The 22,547-nt window shown below is 46.0% G+C and carries 29 protein-coding genes; 6 read left to right on the top strand and 23 right to left on the bottom strand.

Annotated elements, in window-relative coordinates:
* Positions 1-14: 14 nt before the first annotated feature.
* Both ACNFN4_RS18170 and bglA read right to left on the bottom strand, forming a co-directional pair.
* Entirely contained in the window at positions 15-1,490 is a 1,476-nt protein-coding gene (locus ACNFN4_RS18170; protein ID WP_014418131.1) for a glycoside hydrolase family 30 protein, read from the bottom strand.
* A 147-nt stretch (positions 1,491-1,637) separates the two neighbouring features.
* A complete protein-coding gene (gene bglA, locus ACNFN4_RS18165) occupies positions 1,638-3,080 on the bottom strand; it encodes a 6-phospho-beta-glucosidase BglA (protein ID WP_014418132.1) in 1,443 nt (480 codons plus the stop codon).
* 249 nt (positions 3,081-3,329) lie between these two features.
* Here bglA and ACNFN4_RS18160 point away from each other — a divergent pair, with 249 nt between their 5' ends.
* Positions 3,330-4,055 carry a GntR family transcriptional regulator gene (locus ACNFN4_RS18160; RefSeq protein ID WP_007407949.1) on the top strand — a complete coding sequence of 242 codons (726 nt, stop codon included), beginning with the start codon at positions 3,330-3,332 and terminating at the stop codon, positions 4,053-4,055.
* A gap of 57 nt (positions 4,056-4,112) precedes the next feature.
* Here the strand turns inward: ACNFN4_RS18160 and ctpA are convergent, their stop codons facing one another.
* On the bottom strand, positions 4,113-5,516 hold the full coding sequence (gene ctpA, locus ACNFN4_RS18155) for a carboxy-terminal processing protease CtpA (protein WP_007612009.1): 1,404 nt from the start codon (positions 5,514-5,516) through the stop codon (positions 4,113-4,115).
* 146 nt (positions 5,517-5,662) lie between these two features.
* Here ctpA and ACNFN4_RS18150 point away from each other — a divergent pair, with 146 nt between their 5' ends.
* Both ACNFN4_RS18150 and ACNFN4_RS18145 read left to right on the top strand, forming a co-directional pair.
* Positions 5,663-6,364, top strand: coding sequence for a class I SAM-dependent methyltransferase (locus tag ACNFN4_RS18150; protein ID WP_094295951.1), 702 nt, complete (start codon positions 5,663-5,665; stop codon positions 6,362-6,364).
* Between the two features lie 92 nt (positions 6,365-6,456).
* Positions 6,457-6,708, top strand: a complete 252-nt coding sequence (locus ACNFN4_RS18145) for a hypothetical protein (protein WP_014418135.1) — start codon at positions 6,457-6,459, stop codon at positions 6,706-6,708.
* A gap of 43 nt (positions 6,709-6,751) precedes the next feature.
* Here ACNFN4_RS18145 and ACNFN4_RS18140 read toward each other — a convergent pair whose 3' ends face one another.
* Positions 6,752-7,570 carry a M15 family metallopeptidase gene (locus ACNFN4_RS18140; RefSeq protein ID WP_017417983.1) on the bottom strand — a complete coding sequence of 273 codons (819 nt, stop codon included), beginning with the start codon at positions 7,568-7,570 and terminating at the stop codon, positions 6,752-6,754.
* An 83-nt stretch (positions 7,571-7,653) separates the two neighbouring features.
* Entirely contained in the window at positions 7,654-8,352 is a 699-nt protein-coding gene (gene deoD, locus ACNFN4_RS18135) for a purine-nucleoside phosphorylase (protein ID WP_003153702.1), read from the bottom strand.
* Positions 8,353-8,488: 136 nt separating this feature from the next.
* Here deoD and ACNFN4_RS18130 point away from each other — a divergent pair, with 136 nt between their 5' ends.
* Complete coding sequence (locus ACNFN4_RS18130) at positions 8,489-8,614, top strand: hypothetical protein (RefSeq protein ID WP_003153701.1); 126 nt, start codon at positions 8,489-8,491, stop codon at positions 8,612-8,614.
* 54 nt (positions 8,615-8,668) lie between these two features.
* Here the strand turns inward: ACNFN4_RS18130 and ACNFN4_RS18125 are convergent, their stop codons facing one another.
* From ACNFN4_RS18125 to ACNFN4_RS18115, 3 genes are all read right to left on the bottom strand, one after another.
* Positions 8,669-8,989: a YodL domain-containing protein gene (locus ACNFN4_RS18125; RefSeq protein WP_003153700.1), complete on the bottom strand. Its 321-nt coding sequence runs from the start codon at positions 8,987-8,989 to the stop codon at positions 8,669-8,671.
* Between the two features lie 59 nt (positions 8,990-9,048).
* The gene (locus ACNFN4_RS18120; protein ID WP_017417984.1) at positions 9,049-9,660 is read right to left on the bottom strand and encodes a phosphatase PAP2 family protein; all 612 of its coding nucleotides are present in this window, start codon (positions 9,658-9,660) and stop codon (positions 9,049-9,051) included.
* Between the two features lie 73 nt (positions 9,661-9,733).
* Positions 9,734-9,907 carry a YozD family protein gene (locus ACNFN4_RS18115; RefSeq protein ID WP_003153696.1) on the bottom strand — a complete coding sequence of 58 codons (174 nt, stop codon included), beginning with the start codon at positions 9,905-9,907 and terminating at the stop codon, positions 9,734-9,736.
* 117 nt (positions 9,908-10,024) lie between these two features.
* Here ACNFN4_RS18115 and ACNFN4_RS18110 point away from each other — a divergent pair, with 117 nt between their 5' ends.
* Positions 10,025-10,168, top strand: a complete 144-nt coding sequence (locus ACNFN4_RS18110) for a hypothetical protein (RefSeq protein WP_014418137.1) — start codon at positions 10,025-10,027, stop codon at positions 10,166-10,168.
* Here the strand turns inward: ACNFN4_RS18110 and ACNFN4_RS18105 are convergent.
* The 15 genes from ACNFN4_RS18105 to cgeC all read right to left on the bottom strand — a co-directional run bounded on the left by ACNFN4_RS18105 (position 10,165) and on the right by cgeC (position 21,903).
* Complete coding sequence (locus ACNFN4_RS18105; protein WP_014418138.1) at positions 10,165-10,845, bottom strand: hypothetical protein; 681 nt, start codon at positions 10,843-10,845, stop codon at positions 10,165-10,167. The two genes, ACNFN4_RS18110 and ACNFN4_RS18105, sit on opposite strands and share 4 nt — an antisense overlap.
* A gap of 231 nt (positions 10,846-11,076) precedes the next feature.
* Entirely contained in the window at positions 11,077-11,283 is a 207-nt protein-coding gene (locus ACNFN4_RS18100; RefSeq protein ID WP_063636665.1) for a hypothetical protein, read from the bottom strand.
* A gap of 303 nt (positions 11,284-11,586) precedes the next feature.
* A complete protein-coding gene (locus tag ACNFN4_RS18095) occupies positions 11,587-11,811 on the bottom strand; it encodes a YozE family protein (protein WP_003153684.1) in 225 nt (74 codons plus the stop codon).
* Between the two features lie 74 nt (positions 11,812-11,885).
* Positions 11,886-12,164, bottom strand: coding sequence for a YokU family protein (locus ACNFN4_RS18090; RefSeq protein WP_012117773.1), 279 nt, complete (start codon positions 12,162-12,164; stop codon positions 11,886-11,888).
* On the bottom strand, positions 12,161-13,582 hold the full coding sequence (gene kamA, locus ACNFN4_RS18085; protein ID WP_017417985.1) for a lysine 2,3-aminomutase: 1,422 nt from the start codon (positions 13,580-13,582) through the stop codon (positions 12,161-12,163). The genes ACNFN4_RS18090 and kamA overlap by 4 nt, the downstream gene beginning before the upstream one ends.
* Complete coding sequence (ablB, locus tag ACNFN4_RS18080) at positions 13,579-14,451, bottom strand: putative beta-lysine N-acetyltransferase (RefSeq protein ID WP_014418140.1); 873 nt, start codon at positions 14,449-14,451, stop codon at positions 13,579-13,581. The genes kamA and ablB overlap by 4 nt, the downstream gene beginning before the upstream one ends.
* Positions 14,414-15,715: a peptidase gene (locus tag ACNFN4_RS18075; protein ID WP_017417986.1), complete on the bottom strand. Its 1,302-nt coding sequence runs from the start codon at positions 15,713-15,715 to the stop codon at positions 14,414-14,416. The genes ablB and ACNFN4_RS18075 overlap by 38 nt, the downstream gene beginning before the upstream one ends.
* The gene (locus ACNFN4_RS18070; RefSeq protein ID WP_021493925.1) at positions 15,687-16,382 is read right to left on the bottom strand and encodes a 3-oxoacid CoA-transferase subunit B; all 696 of its coding nucleotides are present in this window, start codon (positions 16,380-16,382) and stop codon (positions 15,687-15,689) included. The genes ACNFN4_RS18075 and ACNFN4_RS18070 overlap by 29 nt, the downstream gene beginning before the upstream one ends.
* Positions 16,367-17,056, bottom strand: a complete 690-nt coding sequence (locus ACNFN4_RS18065) for a CoA transferase subunit A (RefSeq protein ID WP_017417988.1) — start codon at positions 17,054-17,056, stop codon at positions 16,367-16,369. The genes ACNFN4_RS18070 and ACNFN4_RS18065 overlap by 16 nt, the downstream gene beginning before the upstream one ends.
* Before the next feature lie 6 nt (positions 17,057-17,062).
* Positions 17,063-18,394 carry an aspartate aminotransferase family protein gene (locus ACNFN4_RS18060; protein WP_021493926.1) on the bottom strand — a complete coding sequence of 444 codons (1,332 nt, stop codon included), beginning with the start codon at positions 18,392-18,394 and terminating at the stop codon, positions 17,063-17,065.
* 246 nt (positions 18,395-18,640) lie between these two features.
* The gene (locus tag ACNFN4_RS18055; RefSeq protein WP_029974271.1) at positions 18,641-19,087 is read right to left on the bottom strand and encodes an AraC family transcriptional regulator; all 447 of its coding nucleotides are present in this window, start codon (positions 19,085-19,087) and stop codon (positions 18,641-18,643) included.
* 137 nt (positions 19,088-19,224) lie between these two features.
* Positions 19,225-19,371, bottom strand: coding sequence for a YjcZ family sporulation protein (locus ACNFN4_RS18050; RefSeq protein WP_014418145.1), 147 nt, complete (start codon positions 19,369-19,371; stop codon positions 19,225-19,227).
* Positions 19,372-19,449: 78 nt separating this feature from the next.
* Positions 19,450-20,229 (bottom strand): GNAT family N-acetyltransferase, encoded by a 780-nt coding sequence (locus tag ACNFN4_RS18045; RefSeq protein ID WP_017417993.1) that lies wholly within the window; start codon positions 20,227-20,229, stop codon positions 19,450-19,452.
* Between the two features lie 38 nt (positions 20,230-20,267).
* Positions 20,268-21,539, bottom strand: a complete 1,272-nt coding sequence (locus tag ACNFN4_RS18040; protein ID WP_448200367.1) for a glycosyltransferase family 2 protein — start codon at positions 21,537-21,539, stop codon at positions 20,268-20,270.
* A 64-nt stretch (positions 21,540-21,603) separates the two neighbouring features.
* The gene (gene cgeC / locus ACNFN4_RS18035; protein ID WP_007407929.1) at positions 21,604-21,903 is read right to left on the bottom strand and encodes a spore maturation protein CgeC; all 300 of its coding nucleotides are present in this window, start codon (positions 21,901-21,903) and stop codon (positions 21,604-21,606) included.
* A gap of 210 nt (positions 21,904-22,113) precedes the next feature.
* Between cgeC and ACNFN4_RS18030 the strand changes: the two genes are divergently transcribed.
* On the top strand, positions 22,114-22,545 hold the full coding sequence (locus ACNFN4_RS18030; protein ID WP_014418148.1) for a hypothetical protein: 432 nt from the start codon (positions 22,114-22,116) through the stop codon (positions 22,543-22,545).
* Positions 22,546-22,547 lie beyond the last annotated feature (2 nt).

Raw genomic sequence — 22,547 nt, 5'->3', positions numbered from 1 at the left:
AAATGTGCCGGTTTTTACTTTTTTTGCTTCCATTTGTAGGTAGCCACGGTTTTAGCCGGGATGACGGCTTCAAACTGCCGATTTTCTGAAACGACATGGAATTTTTGGTCGGCGGATGTCTGGTTGATTACGACTGTCACAATGGATTGATCAGGATTAAGGAACGATACATTCGAGACTGTGTTTTTGGAGCCGTAATTACTTTCTATCCGCTTTGCTCCCCGGTCGATAAATTTTGAAAAGTTGCCTGTCATATGAAAGATCGGGATATTCCAATAGCGGTCAGGGTTTTTAGCATCCTGAATAAACAGCGTCGGGTCTGGGGTGCCTATCCAATGATGCGTCTTGATTTGACTGTCGAGCATCGTCACCCACGCATTGTAGCTCGACGCGCCGTTGCGGAAATACTGCGCGATCCGGTCCGCCCCTGCCGTCCCCCAGACAGACCGCTCCGTTAAGTGAATAGATTGATCAGGATATCTCTTTCCGATCTCCGACATGACGGAAAGGTCACCGTCATAATCGTGAAAAGCGATGCCGTCTGCCGCCCGGTTTCCTTTTTTATCATCTAAAATCGGCGGAATATAGTTCCACGCCCCGCTCGCATTGTGATCATAAATCCAAATTTTCGTGTCAATTACGTGTTTTTTCATTTCTTTTTTTAAGGCCAGTGCCAGTTTGCGCTGCTGAGACGGCGACATATACATGCTCGGATAGTCGATTTCCAGCAAAGGTTCATTTTGAAGGGTCATGGCATAAATCGGAATTCCTTGCTTTTCGTACGCCTCAATAAATTTGCGGAAGTAAACGGCCAGTTCGCCGATATATTTATCTTTCAGCTTTCCCCGCTTAAGGTTTTCATTCGTTTTCATCCAAGCCGGCGGGCTCCACGGTGAAGCAATGATTTTCAGTTCCGGATTTATCGCCAGCGCTTCCTTGATGGTTGCTGTAATGTGTAAATCAATATCCTTTTGGATCGAGAAATGACGGAGCTTAGGATCTGTTTGGCCTTCAGGCATATCATCATACGTATAAAATTCCTGTGCCGTAAAATCAGATGTCCCGATTGTTATGCGCATAACGTCCATGCCGATACCATCTTTGGGATCAACCAGTTTTTTCAGCACTTCTTTTCTTTTTGCGGGTGTCATTTTTGATAAATTATGGATTGTGGATTCTTCCAGGGACGATCCTACGCCTAACACACTTTGATAGCGGCGCGACGGATCAATATACACGGCGGCGGTGTCAGAAGCCTTCTTTTTTGTCAATGTAAGCGGTGTTTGTTCGTCTAAGGCGTATTTCACTTCCTGCGGCCCGTCATACCACGTACGGGAAGCCGGATCTTTTTCAGAACTGAACCACACCCTTACTTTGTTTTTGTCTGAAGCCTTCCGATCAGCCGCATACACTTCGGTCATGCTGCTTGATATGAAAAAGAAAAACATAAGAAAAACCAGCGTCATGTGCAGACCTTTTTTAAAAAACATGAGCCACCATCCCTTTCCTTATTTTTATAAGCGATCCTAAATGAAAAGCCGGACAGTCACCTCCTTCCCGCTTGAATGAATGCGCTTTCAAAAATACTGATAAAAAGCCGGCTTCACACAACGGTGAAGCCTTCCCTTTTTACACCTTTAGGATACATATGAGCCGTTTGTTTCAATCACTTTTTTATACCATTCAAATGAGTCTTTCTTAAGCCGCCTCATTGAACCGTTGCCTTCATTATCCCGATCAACATAAATCATGCCGTAGCGTTTTTTCATTTCTCCGGTTGTAAATGACACGATATCAATAATTCCCCATGGTGTATAGCCCATTACATCCACACCATCATATGTGATTGCTTTTTTCAAAGCTTTTATATGTGACGATAAATATTCAATTCTTGCTGCGTCATGAATTGAACCGTCCTCTTCTAATGTGTCGATGGCGCCGAATCCGTTTTCCACGATAAATAATGGAATCTGGTAGCGGTCGTATAAGCGGTTTAATGTGTACCGTAAACCGGTCGGGTCAATCGCCCAGCCCCAATCACTCGCTGTAATATAAGGATTGTCCACGCCGTTTGGCAATCCTCCGTTTACGACATCCCCGGTATTATCGTTTGATACATCACTTTTTACGGTTGTAGACATGTAATAGCTGAATCCGAGATAGTCCACCCGGCCGTTTTTCAAAATCTCTTCATCACCGTCTTCAAAGTGTATCTGATAGCCTTCTCTTTCAAACTCTTTTAACGCATAGCTTGGATAATATCCGCGAACCTGCACGTCCGGGAAGAAAAAACGCTGTCTCATCGTTTCTTCAGCCAGCATCACATCATCGGGGTGAGATGAGTACGGGTAAATCGGAACATGTGATACCATCGCGCCGATCCTGAACTCGGGATTGATGTCTCTTCCCTTCGAAACAGCCAATGCGCTTGCCAGCAGTTCGTGATGGCCGGCCTGATACATGACTTCTTTTGCGTTTTCGTTTTCTTTGACGGCGACGCCCGAGTTCGTCCATAAAAAGATCGGATTATTCACATCCATCTTATTATTGATTTCGTTAAACGTCATCCAATACTTCACCTTATGTTTATAGCGTTCAAAACACACTTCAGCGAATTTCACAAAAAATCCGACTGTTTTTCTGTTTCTGAAACCGCCGTATTCCCTCGCCAAATGCAGCGGCATCTCAAAATGTGACAGCGTGATTACCGGTTCAATCCCATGTTTCAGCAATTCATCAAACACCCGGTCGTAAAAAGCCAATCCTTCCTCATTGGGCTCCGCTTCATCACCTTTAGGAAAAATTCTGCTCCAGCCGATGGACGTTCTTAAACATTTCAGACCCAGCTCGCTGAATAATGCGATGTCCTCTTTATAACGATGATAAAAATCGATCGCTTCATGATTCGGATAAAATTCCCGCTCTTCAATTGTATCTGTTATTTTCCGGGGCACACCATGCGCGCCTGCCGTCATGACGTCCACTACACTCGGCCCCTTGCCGCCTTTATTCCATCCCCCTTCAAATTGGTGTGCGGCGAGAGCGCCTCCCCATAAAAAATCTTTTGGCAATGTCCCCATCGTTTATATCCTCCTTTATTTGACTGCCGCTTGCATGCCGAATAAATGCACTGCAGCCGCTTCAAGCATCCGCTTCGATAGTGTAGAAGAATTCCTGCCTTTATTTTCATATTATACGTTTACATTATAATTGTACCGGTATAATTTATCAATACATAAACAATTATAGTTACTTTACGAAATGGCTTTTAAAAACGATTATGCTATAATTCTGAAAGAAGCGGGACAATAAATGAATGAGGAATGTATATGTTAAAATACCAGCAAATCGCGATAGATATTGAAAAATACATAGAAGAACATCAGCTGCAGCAAGGGGATAAACTGCCTGTGCTGCAAACCTTAATGAGCCGGTTTAACGTGAGCAAAAGCACGATCACCAAGTCCTTGGATTTATTAGAAAAAAAGGGGATTGTGTTTCAAGTGAGGGGAAGCGGCATTTTTGTCAGACGGAATAAAAGAAAAGGGTATATCAGTCTGCTTTCTAATCAGGGATTTAAAGAATCACTTGAAGATTTTAATGTCACTTCCAAATTATTAGCGCTGGAAGTGAGAAAACCCACGCCTGAGGCTGCCCAAAATCTGAATATGCCCCCTGACGGCGACGTGTATTATGTCAAGCGAATCCGATATATTGACGGGCTGACATTGTGTATCGAAGAGTCATTTTACAACAAATCGATTATTACGTATTTGAATAAAGAGATCGTGGCAGAATCAATATTTGATTATATTCGAGAAGGTCTCGGGTTAAAGCGCGGTTTTTCAGATTTATATCTGTACGCGGGGATGTTAAATGAGGAAGAAGCGGAGTACTTAGGTCTGTTTACAGGAGCGCCTAAGCTTTGCGTTGAAACGATTTTTCATTTAACCAACGGCCAGCCGTTTGACTTCTCTAAAGTCACCTATCACTATGAGCAATCACAGTTTTTCATTCAGGCGAACAGCCACCTTTTTGAACAGGAAACGACATAAGACGGGCTTTTCGCAAACAGAAAACACCCAATGCGCGAGCGCATCGGGTGTTTTTTACTATTTCATATTCTTATTTAATGTTTCAACGGCTTTTTTCATTTGTGTATCGTTGTCCGCAAGCTGTTTTTGCAGATCCGTCATCAATTTTGCCGTTGTGTCTCCCGTTACAATGCCTGTTTGTTTCAGTTTCTCTTTTGCTTGGAATTGTTTAACGGCTTGTTCAAATGCTTTATCATACGTGCCGTTTACTTTCACGCTGTACCCCAGCGCTTTCAGCATTTTTTGCGCATTTGTGACGGTGGTTCCGGAATCCCCGTATTTGTATGTTTTTTTCGCATCTAAATACGGCAGGTTCGCATATTCAGGAAGCTTAACCTGATATTGCGGTTTGATGCCTTTTTTATGAATCCACTCTCCGTCCGCTGTCAGCCATTTAGCGATTGTCAGTTTAACGGTAGAACCGTCGCTGTAATCTTTTGCCGTCTGCACGGTTCCTTTTCCGAACGTTTTCTCGCCGATCAGCGGAATGCCCGATGATTCATGCAGCGCAGCCGACATGATTTCCGCGGCGCTCGCGGTGCCGTCATTGACGAGGACGACTGTCGGTTTTGTCACTTTGCGCTCTTTCGTCGCTTTCATGACCTCTTTCGTGCCGTCTTTGTATTCGACCTGCATGATATTTTTCCCTTTATCGATAAACATGTTGCTCATTTTGATGGCTTCATCCATCAGGCCGCCCGGGTTGCCCCTTAAATCGAGAATGTATCCTTTCGCTCCTTGTTTTTCAAGGCTGTCAATGGCTGAATTCAGCTCTTTTGCCGTCGATTCGGAGAAGGATGTGATTTGGATTTCGCCGATGTCTCCTTTTTTCATTTCAGAGTACACCGTTTCAACTGGGATGGTGTCACGTTTGATCGACAGGTTCAGATCGCCGACACCCGCTCTGTGCAGCACGAGCTTGACGTTTGTTCCCTTTTTGCCGCGGATTAATGCGACGGCTTCGTTTACATTAAGGCCTTTAACGCTTTTGCCGTTGACCTTCAAGATCTGGTCATTCGGTTTAACCCCCGCTTTTTCCGCGGGTGACCCTTTAATCGGCGATACGATCAGGATGCTGCCGTCCTTTTCTTCCACTTGTGCGCCGATGCCTTCAAACGAAGCGGAAATTGTTTCTTCAAAAGACTTTCCTTCCTGCGGGTCCATATAAGAAGAATATGGATCATCCAGGGAACTGATCATGCCTTTTATCGCTCCGTCTACTAATTTGCTGTCATCTGTTTTTTGATAGTAATCACTTTTAATCTGCTCGTAGGCTTTATTGAATTTCTCAAATTTGCTGTTCGTCAAAGCAGCCGAGCCTTGTCCGAAGATGGTCGTATTGCCCGTGATAAACAGCGTAAGCGCCGAGGCTGCGACCGCGGTGATCAATATAATAAAAAACAGTTTAAATTGCCGCTTCAAGAAAACACCACCTTTTTATTCTTACATTATTATCATAGACGAACGCTCATTCGTCAACTTCAAACGTGAGGCGCCCTTCTTTCCCGTTTACCCAAACCTATGCTTTTCTCTCAACATATGCTGAGGAAAAAAGGAGGATTCGGCCTTTGAGCAAATATTTAGAAATGCTGTCCTTATTCGGAGTCGGAGGGGCTCACCCCGGGGGACTCGCTTTTTCCAAAGCCGTTCTCACAAAAGCGGCTCCTCCTCCTGGCGAACCGATTCTTGACGCCGGCTGCGGAACGGGACAGACGGCCGCTTATCTCGGCCACCTGCTGTATCCCGTCACCTGTGTTGATAAGGACCCCCTTATGCTTGAAAAAGCAGCAAAACGATTTGCCGCTGAAGGCTTAACCATTCCGGGCTATTTGGCGGAGCTTGAGCGGCTTCCGTTTGCTGAAAATCAATTTTCCGCCGTTCTTTCCGAATCAGTTCTCACCTTTTCAAATCTTGATGCATCGCTGTCTGAAATCCTGCGGGTCCTTAAACCCGGGGGTATGCTGATCGGCATTGAAGCTGCTTTACAAAAGCCCATGCCGGAAAACGCCATCACGCAGATAAAAGACTTCTACGGTTTTACCGTATTGCAGGATGAAACGGCATGGAAACAGAGATTGCTTCAGCAAGGCTTTCAGAAAGCGGATTTCATTCCCGCTGTCTATGAAAACAATGCGCAGGAGCCGACTACAGAAATGGATTTATCGCCCGTTATTCAGCCGGTTCACTACGATACGCTGACGGCTCATTACGAGCTTATGCAGACGTACCGTGAATATATGGGACACTGCGCTTTTGTCGCTTACAAGTAAAACGGCAATTGTCCTCCTGTTTTCGTCCAACCTTTTTACCGCACTCTATCATAAGCTGACATAGAAAGATAGGTTGGATAGGAGGAGAAAAGATGCAAAACTATTATCATCTTTGCCGGCAGCACCAGGGAAAAGTAGCAAGAATTACAGAACGAAACGGCAGAGTCCACGTCGGAAGAATCGTACGGGTGACTAACAGCAAAGTGTATATCGCTCCTGCCGACGGCCGTCACAGAGGGTACGGGTTCGGCTATTGGGGAGGCTGGGGAGGCTGGGGAGCAGCCTACGGTATCGGCCTTGGTTTAATTACCGGATTTGCGCTTGGAGGTTTACTCTTCTGGTAATAAAGAAAGCCCGCTTTCTATTTTTCAAGCGGGCTTCCTCTTATTACACTTTCTTTACTTCATTAAAATATTCTTCAAGCGTTAATTGATGGTCATGGATGGCTTTTGCCGCTTTTTTGCCTACATAGCGTAAATGCCATGGTTCATACTCATACTTTGTGACATTTTCTTTGCCTTTAGGATAGCGGATGATAAAGCCGTATTCATACGCATGGTCTTTCACCCATTTGCCGTCCGCTGTGTTTCCGAACGCTTCATTCAGCTCATATCCGTTGCTTTTGCTGGAAATGTCCATGGCAAGCCCCGTCTGGTGTTCGCTTTGCCCCGGATATGCGACGGCTTCTTTCGCCTTTTTTTCACCTTTCAGACTGACTTCATTATCGAAAATAACTTTCTGTCTGTCATAAGAGCGGTATCCTGAAACGGCAACCAGGTCATAACCTTCTTTTTTCCCGGCGCTGAATAGTTCCGCCAAAGCATCGGCGGCAGGTTTGCGGATATATCGTTTCTCGATTTTCTCAGTAAAAGAAAATTCGACTTTCGGGATCACGAGATCATTCGGTTTATAATCTCCCGGCAGCGTGTATGTCTTATTCACGAGCGCAAGTGTATTTGTCGGGTTTTGAATGGTCTCAAGCCCGTTCACTTCTTTAACATCATTAAAATATTTGCTCTCCAATACAAAATCGCTGTTTTCTGTCTTCGTTGTTTTTTTGCTTGATGTGTCATCGGATTGTTTTGTTTCAGCTGCTGTTTTTGTGTCCTTGTGGCTGTCGCCGCCTGAAATGCTGCAGCCGGTTCCCACGATTGCGGTTACGCTGAGAGCGGCAGCGAGCGAGAACCATTTAGTGGATTTCTTCATTTTACCCTTACCTTTCTTTTTTTGAATCAGGGCGATGCATAAAGAAGAGGGCTGCTTTAATCAGCATAACCCTCATCTCAAGTTTACGATACAGTATGCAGCGCCAGTTTAATCATATCATGAAAAGTCGTTTGACGCTCTTCTGCCGTTGTTTCTTCTCCCGTTAATACGTGATCGCTTACAGTCAGGATAGACAGCGCTTTTTTGCCGTATTTAGCGGCAAGCGTATATAAAGCAGTCGTTTCCATCTCTACGCCGAGCACGCCGTATCTGGCAAGCTTTTCGATTTGGGAGTCTTCATTGTAAAACTGATCGGCGGTGAATACGCTCCCGACCGCTACGGGAAGATTGTTTTTTTGCGCTTCCTGGTACGCTTTATGAAGCAGTTCGAAGTCTGCGCAAGGAGCATAATCTACACTGCCGAAGGCGACACGGTTCATCTGTGAATCCGTTGAAGACGTCATAGCCAAAATCACGTCACGCACCTTCACGTCATTACGGATGGCTCCGCATGAGCCGACTCTGATTAAGTTTTGAACATCATAGCTTTGAATCAGTTCATTCACATAAATAGAGATAGACGGAACACCCATGCCTGTGCCTTGGACTGATACTTTTTTGCCGTTATATGTACCCGTAAATCCGTACATTCCTCTGACTTCATTATAGCATTCCACATTTTCAAGATAAGTTTCCGCAATAAATTTCGCTCGGAGCGGATCTCCCGGCAAAAGCACTGTATCCGCAATTTGGCCTTTTTCTGCGTTTATATGTACACTCATTTCCTTTTCCTCCTGCCTATTCAAACTCCCACCCATTGTACACTGAATAACGGTAAGAGACAATCATCAGCATGATCAGGGCGATCTTGGGCAGAATATGCGGGATGACAAGCCTAAAGAAAAAGGAGTGAACATAATGGGCAAAAAACAGCGCAACCGGGTGACCGGCCAGAAAAAAAACAATCATGTGCCCGTTTCAGACGTCATTGCAGCTGATGAAGCGCATGGAAAAGAGCATTCCGCCGCTAAACGGAAGCCTTAACACTGTCTTTCCCAGACAATACGGAAGCCGGCTGAAGATTCAGCCGGCCCCGTCTTACCTCGGCTGGACGAGCAGCCGGTTAATTTTGCTCCATCCCGCAGGGTTAAGCCTGTAATAGGTCTTTCCTTTTCTTCCTTCGTCTATGAGTATGACATCTCCGGTCGCTATGAATCTGGCTTGATAGTCGTTTGGGACCGTATCAGGCACATTAAAAACAGAAAATGCCCTTTCCAGTGCGTCTTGATGATTGTCAGCGGCCAGCTCTGTCCGATAGACGACCCTGTATCCCTTTTTCTCGCCGTAGCGGGGTGTTTGAAAAATCGTCACATCATAGGCGCAAGTCTTTTTTTTAAACACGGGCAGCGATAACAGCATCAAGATCCCTCCCTCTTATTTCTTAATAGTATTAGCGTTTTTTCTCATTTTTCCTGTCTCTATTTTTGTCGAAACGGATGATACTTTTCGTCAAAGAGCGCAAAAAGCGAAACGAGGCAAAGTCCGAGACTGAATCCGGCAAGGACATCCGTCGGAAAATGCGCGCCTAAATAAATTCTGCTGAGTCCGATCAGAATGACGAGAACTCCGGTAAAGACGGTGACGGCCCGTTTTCTTTTCGTAAAAAACGGAACATGCTTAATCAAAAAGTAAGCGATGACGGGATACATCACTGCCGAATTCATGGAGTGGCCGCTCGGAAAACTGTATGAGGTTTCATGGACGAGCGGTTCAAAAGCGGGTCTGGCTCTTTCAATCAATTCTTTTATTTTTATGTTTACAATCCGTTCAATGAGAAAGAGAAGCGGCAAAAAAACAACATCCGGCGTTTTTTTGTACATATACAGAGCCGCGCCTGTCAAAAGAAGAAGCGGTAAAAGCACCGCGGTCGTGCCGAGCTCCGTTATCCATAACATCAATTCATTCAGCCAGGCAGCCCTGATCCTGACAGCCGCTTCTATCACACGCTCATCAAAAGCCCGGACGGCTTCTATCCGGATCGCTGCTGCGAGCAGAATAAACAATGCGAAAAGACTTGCTGGCTTGTACAACGTTTTCCCCCCATGTTTCATTCTCCCGAGCCGATTGAAAAAACCGAAGCTTTTTCACTTCGGTTCCGCAGTTTCAGTCTTCATCAAGCTCTTCGTCTATCATACATTTTTCTAATAAATAATCAAAGGTGATGTCGGCTATTTCGAAGATTTCCTCTTCACTCGGTATGTACCCGCGCATAGCAAGCTGACTGTAAAAATAATCAGCTATTTCTTCTGTGTCAATCACAAGATCTATTTCTTTCATGCAAACACCGCCTCCTTTTTTATGTTTTATGAAAAAACCGTTCAAATTATACCCGAAAGTTCTAAACGTTTTGTCCGCTCATATACTTTTAAAAAACAAGCCCCGGAGGGAGAAAAGATGATGACGAAAATGATGGCTTTTTTGGACGGAGATGGATTTGATATCGTATTGGAAAAAGTGCTGAAAGGAATGTCGTTTGTAATCTTTGCCGGCTGTCTGCCCTGGTTTTTATATGTCACCGTCCGTTTTTTTGCCGGCTAGCTGAAATGCTCCCGCAGGCTTTCCAGCACAAAATTCATCATATCTTTATATTCTTCGTCACCGAACAAATGATAAAGAATCTTATAATCGTTATAAATATCAAGCAGCTCATCTACAATCGATACCGCCAGCACATGCAGGGTATCGGGATCATCAGCATCGCCTTCAAACTGAAGAAGAGCAGACGCGACGGTATCCTCGCCGATCTCATGAGATGCTTCCCCAACATAGTGGACAAACAGCAGCTGATGCACAAACTGATCCATTTCATATTTTCTCAGAACCAGCGTGAGATCCTCTTCCTCCGTTTCAAGCCACTCTCCGTCTTTCAGCCGAGTCAGCTCATAAATAATATCCTCCCAGCCATCCTCTAAATATCTCCATATTTCAGTTCTGTGGCCGATGACACGGAATAATTCCTTTCCGTAGTCCTTTACATATACGACGTCGCCGATCAGAAATTCATATTCAATATCCAATTTCTCCATATCGACGATCACGCCCTCATAATCTTTATAAAGCTGGATGGACGATTCAAAATAAAGCACTTCATTATGATTGACTTCGTAAAGATAATGTTTATCAATTTGATGAACCTTCGTAATGGTGCCGACGGTTCCGTACATCACGACGACCACGATGTCTCCCACTTGAAATTTCGGTTTATCTGGCTTCATGCTGTCTCCCCCTTGCCGCGGACTGTCATACGCTATCGTATGCCGGCCGCCATAATTTCGCATGGGCATGAAAACCACAGGAAATATCTATTTCTGCACCTGTTCAAAATGTCAAAAACCGCAACATGCTTGTGCGTTTTTTCACTTACCGTAACTGAAGCGTCCGATGACATTCCGCTCTCGATCGAATGAGCAGTAACAATACTGAGACAAAAAGCTTCTATTTTTTCTCTATGACGCAAAGGAAAATACCCGGCCCGAAGGCATGTTGACAATATCACCGCCGTGATGTTCAAGATTTGCCGTGAAACACATCATCGAAGGTGTATGGAGATCCAATTCCGGCTGCATATTTGCAATGGCTTGTGTATCATGAAGAACCAAACTCGTTTCGACTTTCAATGAAGCCACAGCTTCAATCCGCTTCAACCTTGTCACATAAAATCCCCTTTTCCGTCCAAACGTCAGTGCCTCATCAGCCTTACCTAATGGATCATTCGATTCCCCTCACTTCATTAAAAACATTTCTCAGTGAAGATGCTCCTTACACGGGACCCCGCCGGCAGCAGGCCTGATCCGTTGAACTCTGCAGCTATACATTCTACTGCCTTAAGATACGTGCCGTCAGGAAGATTTGTTTACGTGCTGATCAAAACGGACGGCGTTGCGGGATTTGATCATACGGCACCTCATAAGCGAGTGATTTCAACAGAAAAAAACCGCACAATGTGCGGTTTTTCGTCAGGCGTGATGGACCTCGGTCTCATATTTTTCCCAAGCTTCATCAAAGGTCGCCATCGTTTCTAAATAGTCGGCGCTCAGTTCTAAATAAGAACTGAGCTCGTGATAATCGCTTGACGTTTTCGGAAAGCCGTGATCTTCGTATGCCTGATTCGCAAACCGGCTGATTGCGTCCTGCGGTTTGGGATGCCTGTATTTCATCAAATAGTGATAAAAGGATTTCATGGGTTTCCCCTCCTGATGACTGTCTTTTGTTGTACTATTATACAATTCAAGTGTGAAATTACAACAAAAGAAGACTAGGAGAAGTCAAAATAATTCCGTTTCAAGATCCGTTCTGTCTCCATCAGCTCTTGATATGTGAGTGTTTCCGGTAATTTTTTTGCATTGACTAAAAAAAGCTGATTTTCGATTTCTGCTATGACCGCTTCCTCCTGATAAGTCATGCCGCAGGAGGAACAGGCGAATGCAGGTGTTTCTGTAATTTCTATGGCCCTCGTACCGTCAGGAAGCTCCCAGTACACAGCCGCCTGACAAGCTGACGCCTTCTGATTGCCGCACCACTCGCATGGCTTCACGGCGATTCACCTCCGACTTCCGATCCTGCTTTTTGCTCTTTCTTTTGCTGTGCAATAAATTTCTTTTCTTTCAATTCATCTCTCTTTTCCCTGCGGTCTTTCAGCGTTTCATGATCAGGGTTTGATGTAAACGTTTTCCTCCTGTCGATCCTCGATACATTTTCCGGTGTGAACGAAACCTCTTTGTCCGCGAAAATGGCGCTCAGTCCGACCGGCTCTTGTTTGGCCATCGTTCCCGGAAAAACAGATTCAAAATAGTCGTCGGCTTGATTCGGGATATAGTTTTCCGGCTCGGGATAAGATGTAATCACCCCTTCGAAGTTTCTGATCACAACTTTCTCCGGACTTTGGGAGAGCAAGTAGTTCGGCTGCAGGGCGATTTTACCGCCTCCGCCCGGGGCGTCGACGACAAAGGTCGGCACGGCAAAGCCCGTTGTGTGGCCCCTCAGTCCTTCAATGATTTCCAGCCCTTTCGACACAGGCGCTCTGAAATGGCCGATTCCCTCTGACAAATCACATTGGTAAATATAATACGGACGCACGCGGATTTTCACTAAATCATGCATGAGTTTTTTCATAATCGGCACCGAATCGTTAATGCCTGCTAAAATAACGGCCTGGTTACCGACCGGAACACCTGCGTTAACGAGCTTTTCACACGCCGCAACCGATTCTTCCGTCAGTTCGATGCTCGTATTAAAATGAGTGTTCAGCCAGACCGGATGATATTTTTTCAAAATCTGACAAAGGTTATCCGTTATCCGCTGCGGAAATACGACGGGCGCTCTCGTTCCGATCCGGATAATTTCAAGGTGGGGAATGTCACGCAGGTTTTTCAAAATATATTCCAGAATCTGATCGTTGATTAAAAGCCCGTCTCCGCCGGAAATCAGGCAGTCACGGATTTCCGGCGTTTCCCGGATGTAAGCGATTGCCGCATCAAGCTGTTTTTTCGGCACCCCCATTCCGATCTGTCCGGAAAAACGCCTTCTTGTGCAGTATCGGCAATACATCGAGCATTGATTTGTCACCAGAAAAAGAACGCGGTCGGGATAGCGGTGCGTAAGACCGGGAACCGGTGAATCTTCATCTTCAAACAGCGGATCTTCAAGGTCATATTTCGTTTTGTGCATTTCTTCTGACAGCGGCACGGACTGCATGCGGATCGGACATCTCGGGTTATCGGGATCCATTAAAGAAGCATAATAAGGCGTAATGTTCAGGGGAATGGTTTTTACAGACATCCTGACGCCTTCTTCTTCCTCTTCGGTCAAATGAATGACTTTTTTCAGGTCATCGACGGTTCTTACAGTATGGGTGAGCTGCCACAGCCAATCATTCCACTTTTCTTCCGGCACATCTTTCCACAATTCAATCTCCTTCCAATGACGCTTTGGCTGAAACCATTTGTTTGTCAAACGAATTCCTCCTTATGAATGGCCAAACGTAAAGTCTTGCACCATATATTCATATTTTCGAGCCCTTCTGAAATGCGGCAGTTGTTCACAAGCCTGCCTCTGTAGCCGTATCCCGCATGGTACAAAACGGCATTCATCCCGTAAGACGCTGCACGGGCCAAGGAAAAAAGATGAATGATTCCCCGGCCAGCGAGTTCCTGCTCCAACGCTTTAAACAAGTGTGCTGTTACGGAGTTCCCCCTGTAATCTGACAGAACCGCGCAATCGGTCATTTCAGCGTGCCCCAATACCGGATTGATATCTGCGCTTGCCGCCCCAATGAGACGATCCTGATCAAATGCGGCATAATAGATGGTGTTTTCTCTCATTGTTTTTTTAATATAAAGGGGATTAAAGACAGGAGTCGGATAGGTAAGAAAAACATGTTTATATAAGTGCGATAAGCGGTCTGCATCATCTTCGTCCGCTTTTCTGAACATCAGCGCGCTTTCAGTCTGAGTCAGTCCCCGCTGCGGTGTCTCATATAAACGGTCAACAGTCGAATCTTCTGATACATATGAATCTGACCGTCTCCGTTCCTCTGATAAATAGCGCACCATCACAACAGCCTCATGCCCGTTGTAATACCCGTCTATGACACCCTCAACAATAAAAAGATGCTTGACAAATTCCGGCTCATCGCCGCGCTTAGCAAAGAAAATTACCTTTTGGGCTCCTTCTTGCTTTGCTTCTGCCAAAACGGCCGGAATAAGCGCCGTAATCTGCCCGTCATAACGAATGACTCTGAGCCGCTCATTGAAACGGTCTGCATCAATCTCAGCCGCCCCCTTTTCAGCCCTCAGTTCCTTTATCAGCTCCGTCACCCCCATCTGCCACCCCGCACCATTCCATCATAAAAAGAGAAATGATTTTGACGGCATCGATTAACGCCCGGATTTCAATGTATTCATTCGCCTGATGCGCCGCCTTGACTTCTCCCGGACCGAAGACGATGACCGGCGTCTGTCCCGCGTGCTGCAAAAGCCCTCCGTCCGTTCCCCACGGGGACGCTTCACGAACCGGTTTTGCCCCTTTCATTTTCTCAAAAGAAGATTCCAGAGCGGAAATCAGCGGATGCTCATCCGGGAGATCATTCGGAAGCCACTGAGCCCCAAACCATTCTATTTCCGCGGGGTGGTGTTTAAACCATTCATCCCGGTACTCCAAATCTTTCAGCCAGCTTGCCAGTTCTTCTTTTACTGCTTCCGGCGTTTCATTCGGCGCTATTCCGCACCTGCCTTCTATCACCACACGGTCAGCTACCGATGATGGCCACGTTCCCCCTTGGACGGTGCCGATATTAATGGGAACCGGAATCGGAACGTCCCGATAAAGCGGGTCTGTGATACGGGCGTTGCGGACGTGTTCAAGCTCTTTAAGGGCTGTGATGACATGCAGGCTTTTTTCAATGGCGCTCACCCCTTCATAGCGGGTGCCGCCGTGTGCGGACAATCCTCTTACCGTAATGCGGAACCACATAGATCCTTGCTGCTTAACAAACAGCTTTAAATTAGTCGGTTCCGGAATAAGCGCCCCGTCAGCCTTGTAGCCCCTCATAACAGCCGACAGCGTTCCCGCGCCGCCGCACTCTTCATCTACGACACTTTGAAACAGAACATCTCCTTTTAACGTAATCCCGCAGGCTTCAAGCGCTTCTAACGCAAACAAGAGGGCTGTATTGCCGCCCTTCATATCCGTTGAACCGCGGCCGTAAACTTTGCCGTCCTTTTCAACAGCGGTAAACGGTTCATACGTCCATGCGGCGGGATTTCCTTCCGGGACAACATCAATATGTCCGTTCAGTATCAGTGATCTTCCGCCCCCGGCCCCTTTTTTTACGGCTGTGATATTCGGGCTTTCATGGAAATTTTCGCGTTCCGATACAAAATAAGGATGCTCTTTCAAATGTTTGACACTCGGCTCCCATACATCAATATCCATGTCAAACTGTCTCAGTTTTTCTAAAACGACTGCCTGTGCGTTAAATTCATGGCCGAACGTGCTTTTTTCCCCGATCAGCCGTTTCAGCAAGCTTACCGCTTTTGCTGTGTTTTCTTCCGCCCACTCAGTGACTTTCTTTTCTAATTGATCCATGGACAGACCCCCTTTTAAGAAAACATTCTCCCAATCTGATTTCGGCATCCGTTGTTTGAATGACATCGTCTATGGTCGTGCCATTCAGCAGTTCCTCAAGAACAAAAGCCCCATCATCTATGCTGATGACGGCTTTCTCTGTAATGATGAGATCTGCACAGCTCGCTGCTGTAAGCGGCAACGAACAGCTTTCGACCAGCTTCGGCCGGCCTTTCTGATCGGTGTGGCTCATGACGACAACCACTTTTTTCGCGCCTTGGGCAAGCTCCATCGCCCCGCCCATTCCGGGCACTTTTTTCCCCGGCACGAGCCAATTGGCGAGATCACCTGTCCTGCTGACTTGGAGCGCGCCTAAAATGGTAATATCTATCAGCCCTTTTCTGATCATGGCAAAAGACAGAGCTGAATCAAAATAGGAAGCACCCTTAACTGTACTGACAGGAAATCCGGCCGCATTGCATAAAAGCTCATCCTCTTCTCCGCGCTCCGGACTTCCGCCGATCCCCAGGACGCCGTTTTCCGCCTGCAGCATTACCTCCATGCCGTCCGGCAGAAAATTCGGCACTAAAGAAGGAATGCCGATCCCCAAGTTGACGATCATTCCTGAGGTAACTTCACTGGCGGCCCGCCTCGCAATACTCTCTCTTTCCGCTATTCCCAAGCCCATCTCCACTTCACTCCTTCACTTTGCACGACACCCTCCACGAAAACGCCCGGCGTTACAATATGCTCGCTGTCAAGTTCGCCGGCAGGCACAATCTCTGCAGCCTCAGCAAATGTTCTTTCGGCCGCCGCAGCCATCAGAGGGTTCATGTTGCGCGCCGTTTTGTCAAACGTCAGATTCCCAAATTCATCAGCAGTATGTGCGGACACAAAAGCGAAATCAGCCGTCAGCGCTTTTTCAACTAAATAGGACTTTCCGTCAATCGTTACGGTTTCTTTGTTTTCACAAACGGTTGCGTTATCAATGCCGATATCAGTTAAAATACCGCCTAGCCCCGCTCCGCCTGCGCGAATCCGTTCAGCAAGCGTCCCTTGCGGCGAAAATTCCACCTCAAGCGCTCCGTCAGTCATTTGCCTGCCCGCGACAGGATTTGAGCCGATATGGGAAGCGATCAGCCTTTTTACCCGTTTATGAACGATAAGCGGGCCGATGCCGATTTCCGGAAATCCGGCATCATTGCAGATGACGGTCAGCTCTTTAACGCCGCTTTCCAAAATCGCTTCGATTAATGACGGAGGTGAACCCACTCCCCCAAAACCGCCGAACATGATGACAGATTCGTCCTTGACATCGGCAATTGCTTCATGAATATCGGTTTTTTTATGAAAAATAGACATATCAGCTCAATCCTTCTTCATCATTTTTTCAACTTCTTCTGCGGCCTGGGAAAATAGATCTGACAGCTCATCCAGCTCAGCATATGAAATCGTGAACGGCGGGGCGATGATGACGGCGTCTCCTTCCCCGCTGTCAATACCGGGCTTTGCAGGGTAAATAAGCAGGCCCCGTTTTTTTGCCGCTTTAATGATTTTTTCGGTGAAGGCCTGTTTTTTCGAAAAAACGTCCTTCGTCGTTTTATCCTTAACGAATTCAACCCCGATCAGGAGGCCTTTACCGCGGACATCCCCAATCACCCCGCTGCGCTCTTTGATTTCTTCTAATTTCCGTTTCAGCATTACGCCTTTCTCCTCTGACTGCCGAAGCAGCTCGTGTTTCTTAACATAGCGAAGCACTTCAAGCGCCGCTCTTGCACAGTATGGGTTGGCACTGTACGTATGTCCGCTCATAATGACCCCGGAGCCCCGCTTGATCGTTTCAACGATGTCATCAGACGCAACAGCTGCCGCTATCGGAGCGTAACCGGCGCCTAACCCTTTTCCGAGCACCGCGATATCAGGTGCGATCCTCCAATGCTCAGAAGCAAGCATCCGCCCTGTTCTCCCGAGCCCCGTCATGACTTCATCCGCGATAAACAAAATACCGTGCCTGCGGCAGACATCCTCAAGCGCTTCATAATAATCTGCCGGCGGAGTGATGGCCGCCCCGGCTGCTCCGACAATCGGTTCTGCGACAAATCCCGCGATAAATGAGGAACCGACCCGCTGAACAGCCGTTTCCAGTTCAGCCGCCGCAGCCTTCACAAATTCCTCTCCCTGCAGCTCAGAACGATACATATTAGGCGCTGAAACGGCCGGAAACCGTTCAAGCAGTTGGGTGAAGCGGTATCTCCGTTCGTAGAATCCTGATAATGAAAGCGCTCCCAAAGTAATACCGTGATAACTGCCCCATCTTGATAGAAAGACGGATTTTTGGTATTGCCCTTTTTCCTGCCAATATTGAACGGCTATTTTCATCGCTGTTTCGACTGCCTCTGAGCCGCTGTTTACAAAAAATGACCAATTCAGCCCGCCCGGCAGATGATCGGCCAGGAATAAAGCCAGTTCTTCTGCCGGAGTACTGGTGAATTGCGAGCGATACACAAACGAAACGGAGTCAAGCTGCTCTTTTAAAGCTTGTATAATATCCTCCGTGCCGTGGCCGATATTGCAAGTGACCGCCCCCGATGCTCCGTCAAGATACTTGTTCCCCTCCTGATCATACACATATGATCCCTTTCCATGACTGACTGACGGATAATTCCCGTCAAGCTCCGGTTTGATTAAATAGCTCCCCATATCTTTCCACCTCGAAAACCCATTTGCTTCATTGTATGAACAGATGAATAACCGCATTCTTATCCTTCAGAAAGTTTTTTGCAGAAAATACCTTTCTGTAAAACAGGCTGCCGGAGATGTCCGACAGCCTGAAGAGCGTTCTGGAAATTCTATTCCTATTGTTGATTTTATTCTTTGCTCAGCTCATCATCACATCATTTTTGATCTGAATCAGTATAAGCAGAAAGCGGAAAATTCCCGTCTTCTTTACTGTATGGGAATCAATATTTCACACAAATGATGATTCACCTTTTGTAAAGTATACCTTTCGATAATGGGCTGTTCTCTGATTGATAAATTATTTTTTTCGATCTCAGAAAAAACAGTGTTCCAAAATCCACTGACTGCCTCTTTTGTATGATCAAGCAAGAAAACAGCGTACTTCCCTCCGGAAAATGTACCGATCCGGGCTGGTTCAGGCACATGGTCTTGATTGATAACAAGACAAACATCATAGCGGCATTTCTCTTTAGGAGTACGATTCGGATGATCTTGCGGAATTCCTAAAATGACATAATGATCAAGCAGACCATTCAATTGCGCCCAGTTTTTAAATGACTCCATCAGTTCTTTGTTTTGCTTTCCGCCATACTCTCCGACGTTTCGGAAATAAGCAATTCTTGATTCAGGTAATTCTTCAATCGTTATGTCCACATTTTCGCCCCCTTCTCCAGAAAGGTAATATGTATTAAAATGTTTTTCAAGCTGATTTTTCAGCATGGAAATAACAAAAAGCCTGCAGAAAGTGATGTTCTCTGCAGGCTGATTTTCATTATAGGATTTTTTTCAGTCTAACAAATAAAAGCCGCACCGACGATGATTAATAAAATAAACAATACCACAATCAGCACAAAAGTGCTGGTTCCGCCTCCGCAGCCGCCGTGCCCGTAACCATAGCCAAAACTGCCGCAGCCGTAGCCATATCCGTATCCGTACATACGCAAATCATCCTTTCTTCTTACGATATACGGCATTGTATGCGGGCCAACTCCCAATTGGTTTATGCGAATGCCCAACTATGTAAGAAAATAATGAAAAATTGTATGCACGCGCCGAAATCTTTTGAAGCCGAGTTTTTCATAAAAGCGGTTTACACCGTCCATCCCGGACGTCACAAGGTATACGGTTTCCATGCCGTTCAGCTTTGCCGCCGCCATCAGCTCATTCATCAATATCGATCCGTAGCCTTTTCGTTGGAATTGATCCAGAATTGCGACTTCTTCTATTTTTGCGGTTTTATCTGCTTTGTTGATGAAAAGCTCTCCGCAGCCGATCGGAATCGTTTGTGAGGCATCGCTGTAGCACACGACAAGCATAACCGTTCCGTCCTTATACAAAGGATATTTCCGCTCAAGCTTTTGTTCGGCCGCCGCCTCGCCAATGTAAAGGGCATCATAGATGTTCATAATAGACGACCCGTCGGCGAGGCTTTTTTCCGTTCCCCAAGCAGTGAGCGGGTGTCCGGCCTGCAGGTCCCCATTTTCCAGTTTCCTTGCAAAAAACAGCTCATCTTCCACTACGCAGCCCTGCTTTACCAGAGTTTGTTTCAGAAGAAGCGGAAACGTGTGCTCCGGAGCCGCTTTCACATGAATATAATTGGCTTGAAGCATGCCCGGAACGGACGAAAAAAACGGCAGGAGTTTGTCTAACGGAAATGTATGGTGCAGCTGAATAAAGTTATGCGAAAAAATCTGCGGCAAAAAAGGGTCCGTATATACACTGAAATGCTCGAACCTCTGAATGCCGGAAGTAAGCTCTATATACTGCTTCTCGGTTTTATCAAATTGATCGGTCATAAAAGCTCTCCTTTTCCTTACACATCCAACTGCATCTCTCAACCTTTTGTTATATTGAGATTTCTCATAATTTCATCGTACACCGGATAGAACGGCATTCCAATTGGTAATTGTTTAATTTGCTGAAAGGAAATGGGTATCGCCTTCTGATTCGCAAAAAAGCGTTTCGCTACGTCATGACTGATCGGATGGAGAACCCCTCTCAAATAAACATAAAATTCCCGTTCAATGCGAAACAGCATTCTCCCGGGCAGATGTTGAATACAGCCCGATGTCCCCCGGCTGATCGGCGGACCGTCCGGAAACGCTTGTATTTCGTCCCGTTCTAAAGCCGGGATGTCATGCCGTTTAAATCGGTAAAAGCGAAATGCGCTATGATCAACCAGCCTTTTCTCCCCGTCTTCTATAAAATAAACATGAAACTGATCCCTGACGAGCTGAAAATTCGGAATACTGACGGAGTTCTCTTCCTCATATTGAAATAAAAACGGATCCGGAATGACGACGGTTCGCCCTTCATATAACGTATGCCAGCGCTCGTTTACAGGCTTCCTTTTATTTCGGTCAAGCTGATATACTTTCTGATCCGTCCCCTTTACAAAGGACCCGTCGATCAGGACAGACGGAAGCGATTGATACGTGTTCTGAAATGAGTGGGGTGTTTTATAGGTCGTATCCAACACTTCTTTTATCGGCAGAAATGATGTAAATGTGTTGAGCCTGCTCCAAAAAACAGAGTCTCCGTGATTCCAATGCATAACATCTTCGTCCCAAAAGTTGCCGAACTTCTCTTTCACACGCTCAAGCAATGATCTCCGGTGCATCACCGAACAGTGATCAACGAGAAAAGCGGCCTGATCAAGCACCTCTTCAGCAAAACGATAGAAGTGGAATTGTTCTGTTCCGCGCCCGTTTACATGTATCACCTTCTGGCTGGAATAGACGGCATCAAACCCGCTGCATTGATTAAGAACTTCCGCCATGCGGCTGAGCCTATCCGGATGAAATACGGTGTCGTCTGTCAAATAAGTGATGTATTCGCCTTTAGCCCGTGAAAGCGCATCATTAATCAAAACGGCATACCGGGTCGACTTCAGCCGTTCGGCAGGATTGATAAAACTGTTGTCATAATATATGCGAGGATCTTTTATATACGTACTGATGGCAGCCGAAGTTTCTTCATTTGAATGATCATCCATCACAAACAGCTCCCAATTGCTGTAGGTCTGATGCAAAACACTTTCAATCGCCTGTTTCACAAGATCCGGTTTGTTGTAACTCGTTAAGATAATTGAGATCTTCTTTTCCATCCCATCACCCCTTCTGTAAAACGTAAAAAACGGCTCCGAAAGAGACAGAGCCTGATATCCGTTATTAAAAAGCACCCCAGCTGACGATGCTTGAAATCGCGACGTTTGATCTCGTATTATTGAGCGGATTTTGAAAAACGGCCAAATCTGACAGCACTTCTTTGACAATTACGTTTTGCAGTGTGCTGCCGTTAATCAGATTGACGCGTGATACAGGAACCCCAAGCTCTTTTGCCATTACAAGCTGACGCCGCAAATCTGAATGATCTCCGGACGGCTGACGGGATAACAAAAGAAGAAGAAGCAGTACGAGCTGAAATTCCTCCTCAAAACCCCCGTGTTTTACAGTTTCTTCTGAATCCAAAGTATTCCTCTCCTTCATTTTTTAATCTATACAACGTATGTCATACTCTTACAATCCGCATAGGCAAACAAAGCCTGATTCGAAAATTCAGCTGTTTGATTAAATATTGAAAAAAACACAAGCAAAACGGCATTCGACTTATACCAATCTCTTCAATCAGGAATATGAATAAACGTGAGGTTGAAATTGTTAAAGGAGGTGTATGTTCGCATGAGCGAGGATCGTTTGGAGCTTAAAAAGGAGTTATTGAAAACTCTTTTAGCCCCTGTATTTGACAACAGCGCTTTATCTGGCGGCACAGATGGAGGAGATAATGTGGAAAACAAAGTAAAAGATTTATTGGAATCGGCAATTGATGCAAAAGTAGATGAAGCAGCGGCGAAAGACAGTCTCAGCGCACAATCTGTATTGGGAAGCGGTATTTCATTAGCGGCGAGATGGATTTTTGCAAGAATTCAGCCCGGCACTGTCATCAGCATTGTGATGGATTCAGGAGACATGATCGGCCCGGTTCAATTTGTTGCCTTTGACGAAATTCACGGAATCGTTTTTGTTACGCAGGAAAATTCCGTTACACCGGCAGGCTCTGCTACAACATTGCTTGACGTCGACAAAGTTGAAAGTGTCACGTTCACTTCGTAACA

The organism is Bacillus sp. N1(2025) (genome assembly GCF_053470005.1).
This window is presented reverse-complemented; position numbering and strand designations above follow the sequence as displayed.

Coding starts and splice junctions, on each gene's coding strand:
- ACNFN4_RS18170 (WP_014418131.1), bottom strand. CDS start 1,490: ATGTTTTTTAAAAAAGGTCTGCACATGACGCTGGTTTTTCTTATGTTT.
- bglA (WP_014418132.1), bottom strand. CDS start 3,080: ATGGGGACATTGCCAAAAGATTTTTTATGGGGAGGCGCTCTCGCCGCA.
- ACNFN4_RS18160 (WP_007407949.1), top strand. CDS start 3,330: ATGTTAAAATACCAGCAAATCGCGATAGATATTGAAAAATACATAGAA.
- ACNFN4_RS18145 (WP_014418135.1), top strand. CDS start 6,457: ATGCAAAACTATTATCATCTTTGCCGGCAGCACCAGGGAAAAGTAGCA.
- ACNFN4_RS18140 (WP_017417983.1), bottom strand. CDS start 7,570: ATGAAGAAATCCACTAAATGGTTCTCGCTCGCTGCCGCTCTCAGCGTA.
- deoD (WP_003153702.1), bottom strand. CDS start 8,352: ATGAGTGTACATATAAACGCAGAAAAAGGCCAAATTGCGGATACAGTG.
- ACNFN4_RS18130 (WP_003153701.1), top strand. CDS start 8,489: ATGGGCAAAAAACAGCGCAACCGGGTGACCGGCCAGAAAAAAAACAAT.
- ACNFN4_RS18125 (WP_003153700.1), bottom strand. CDS start 8,989: ATGCTGTTATCGCTGCCCGTGTTTAAAAAAAAGACTTGCGCCTATGAT.
- ACNFN4_RS18115 (WP_003153696.1), bottom strand. CDS start 9,907: ATGAAAGAAATAGATCTTGTGATTGACACAGAAGAAATAGCTGATTAT.
- ACNFN4_RS18110 (WP_014418137.1), top strand. CDS start 10,025: ATGATGACGAAAATGATGGCTTTTTTGGACGGAGATGGATTTGATATC.
- ACNFN4_RS18105 (WP_014418138.1), bottom strand. CDS start 10,845: ATGAAGCCAGATAAACCGAAATTTCAAGTGGGAGACATCGTGGTCGTC.
- ACNFN4_RS18095 (WP_003153684.1), bottom strand. CDS start 11,811: ATGAAATCCTTTTATCACTATTTGATGAAATACAGGCATCCCAAACCG.
- ablB (WP_014418140.1), bottom strand. CDS start 14,451: ATGGGGGTGACGGAGCTGATAAAGGAACTGAGGGCTGAAAAGGGGGCG.
- ACNFN4_RS18075 (WP_017417986.1), bottom strand. CDS start 15,715: ATGGATCAATTAGAAAAGAAAGTCACTGAGTGGGCGGAAGAAAACACA.
- ACNFN4_RS18070 (WP_021493925.1), bottom strand. CDS start 16,382: ATGGGCTTGGGAATAGCGGAAAGAGAGAGTATTGCGAGGCGGGCCGCC.
- ACNFN4_RS18065 (WP_017417988.1), bottom strand. CDS start 17,056: ATGTCTATTTTTCATAAAAAAACCGATATTCATGAAGCAATTGCCGAT.
- ACNFN4_RS18060 (WP_021493926.1), bottom strand. CDS start 18,394: ATGGGGAGCTATTTAATCAAACCGGAGCTTGACGGGAATTATCCGTCA.
- ACNFN4_RS18050 (WP_014418145.1), bottom strand. CDS start 19,371: ATGTACGGATACGGATATGGCTACGGCTGCGGCAGTTTTGGCTATGGT.
- ACNFN4_RS18045 (WP_017417993.1), bottom strand. CDS start 20,229: ATGACCGATCAATTTGATAAAACCGAGAAGCAGTATATAGAGCTTACT.
- ACNFN4_RS18040 (WP_448200367.1), bottom strand. CDS start 21,539: ATGGAAAAGAAGATCTCAATTATCTTAACGAGTTACAACAAACCGGAT.
- ACNFN4_RS18030 (WP_014418148.1), top strand. CDS start 22,114: ATGAGCGAGGATCGTTTGGAGCTTAAAAAGGAGTTATTGAAAACTCTT.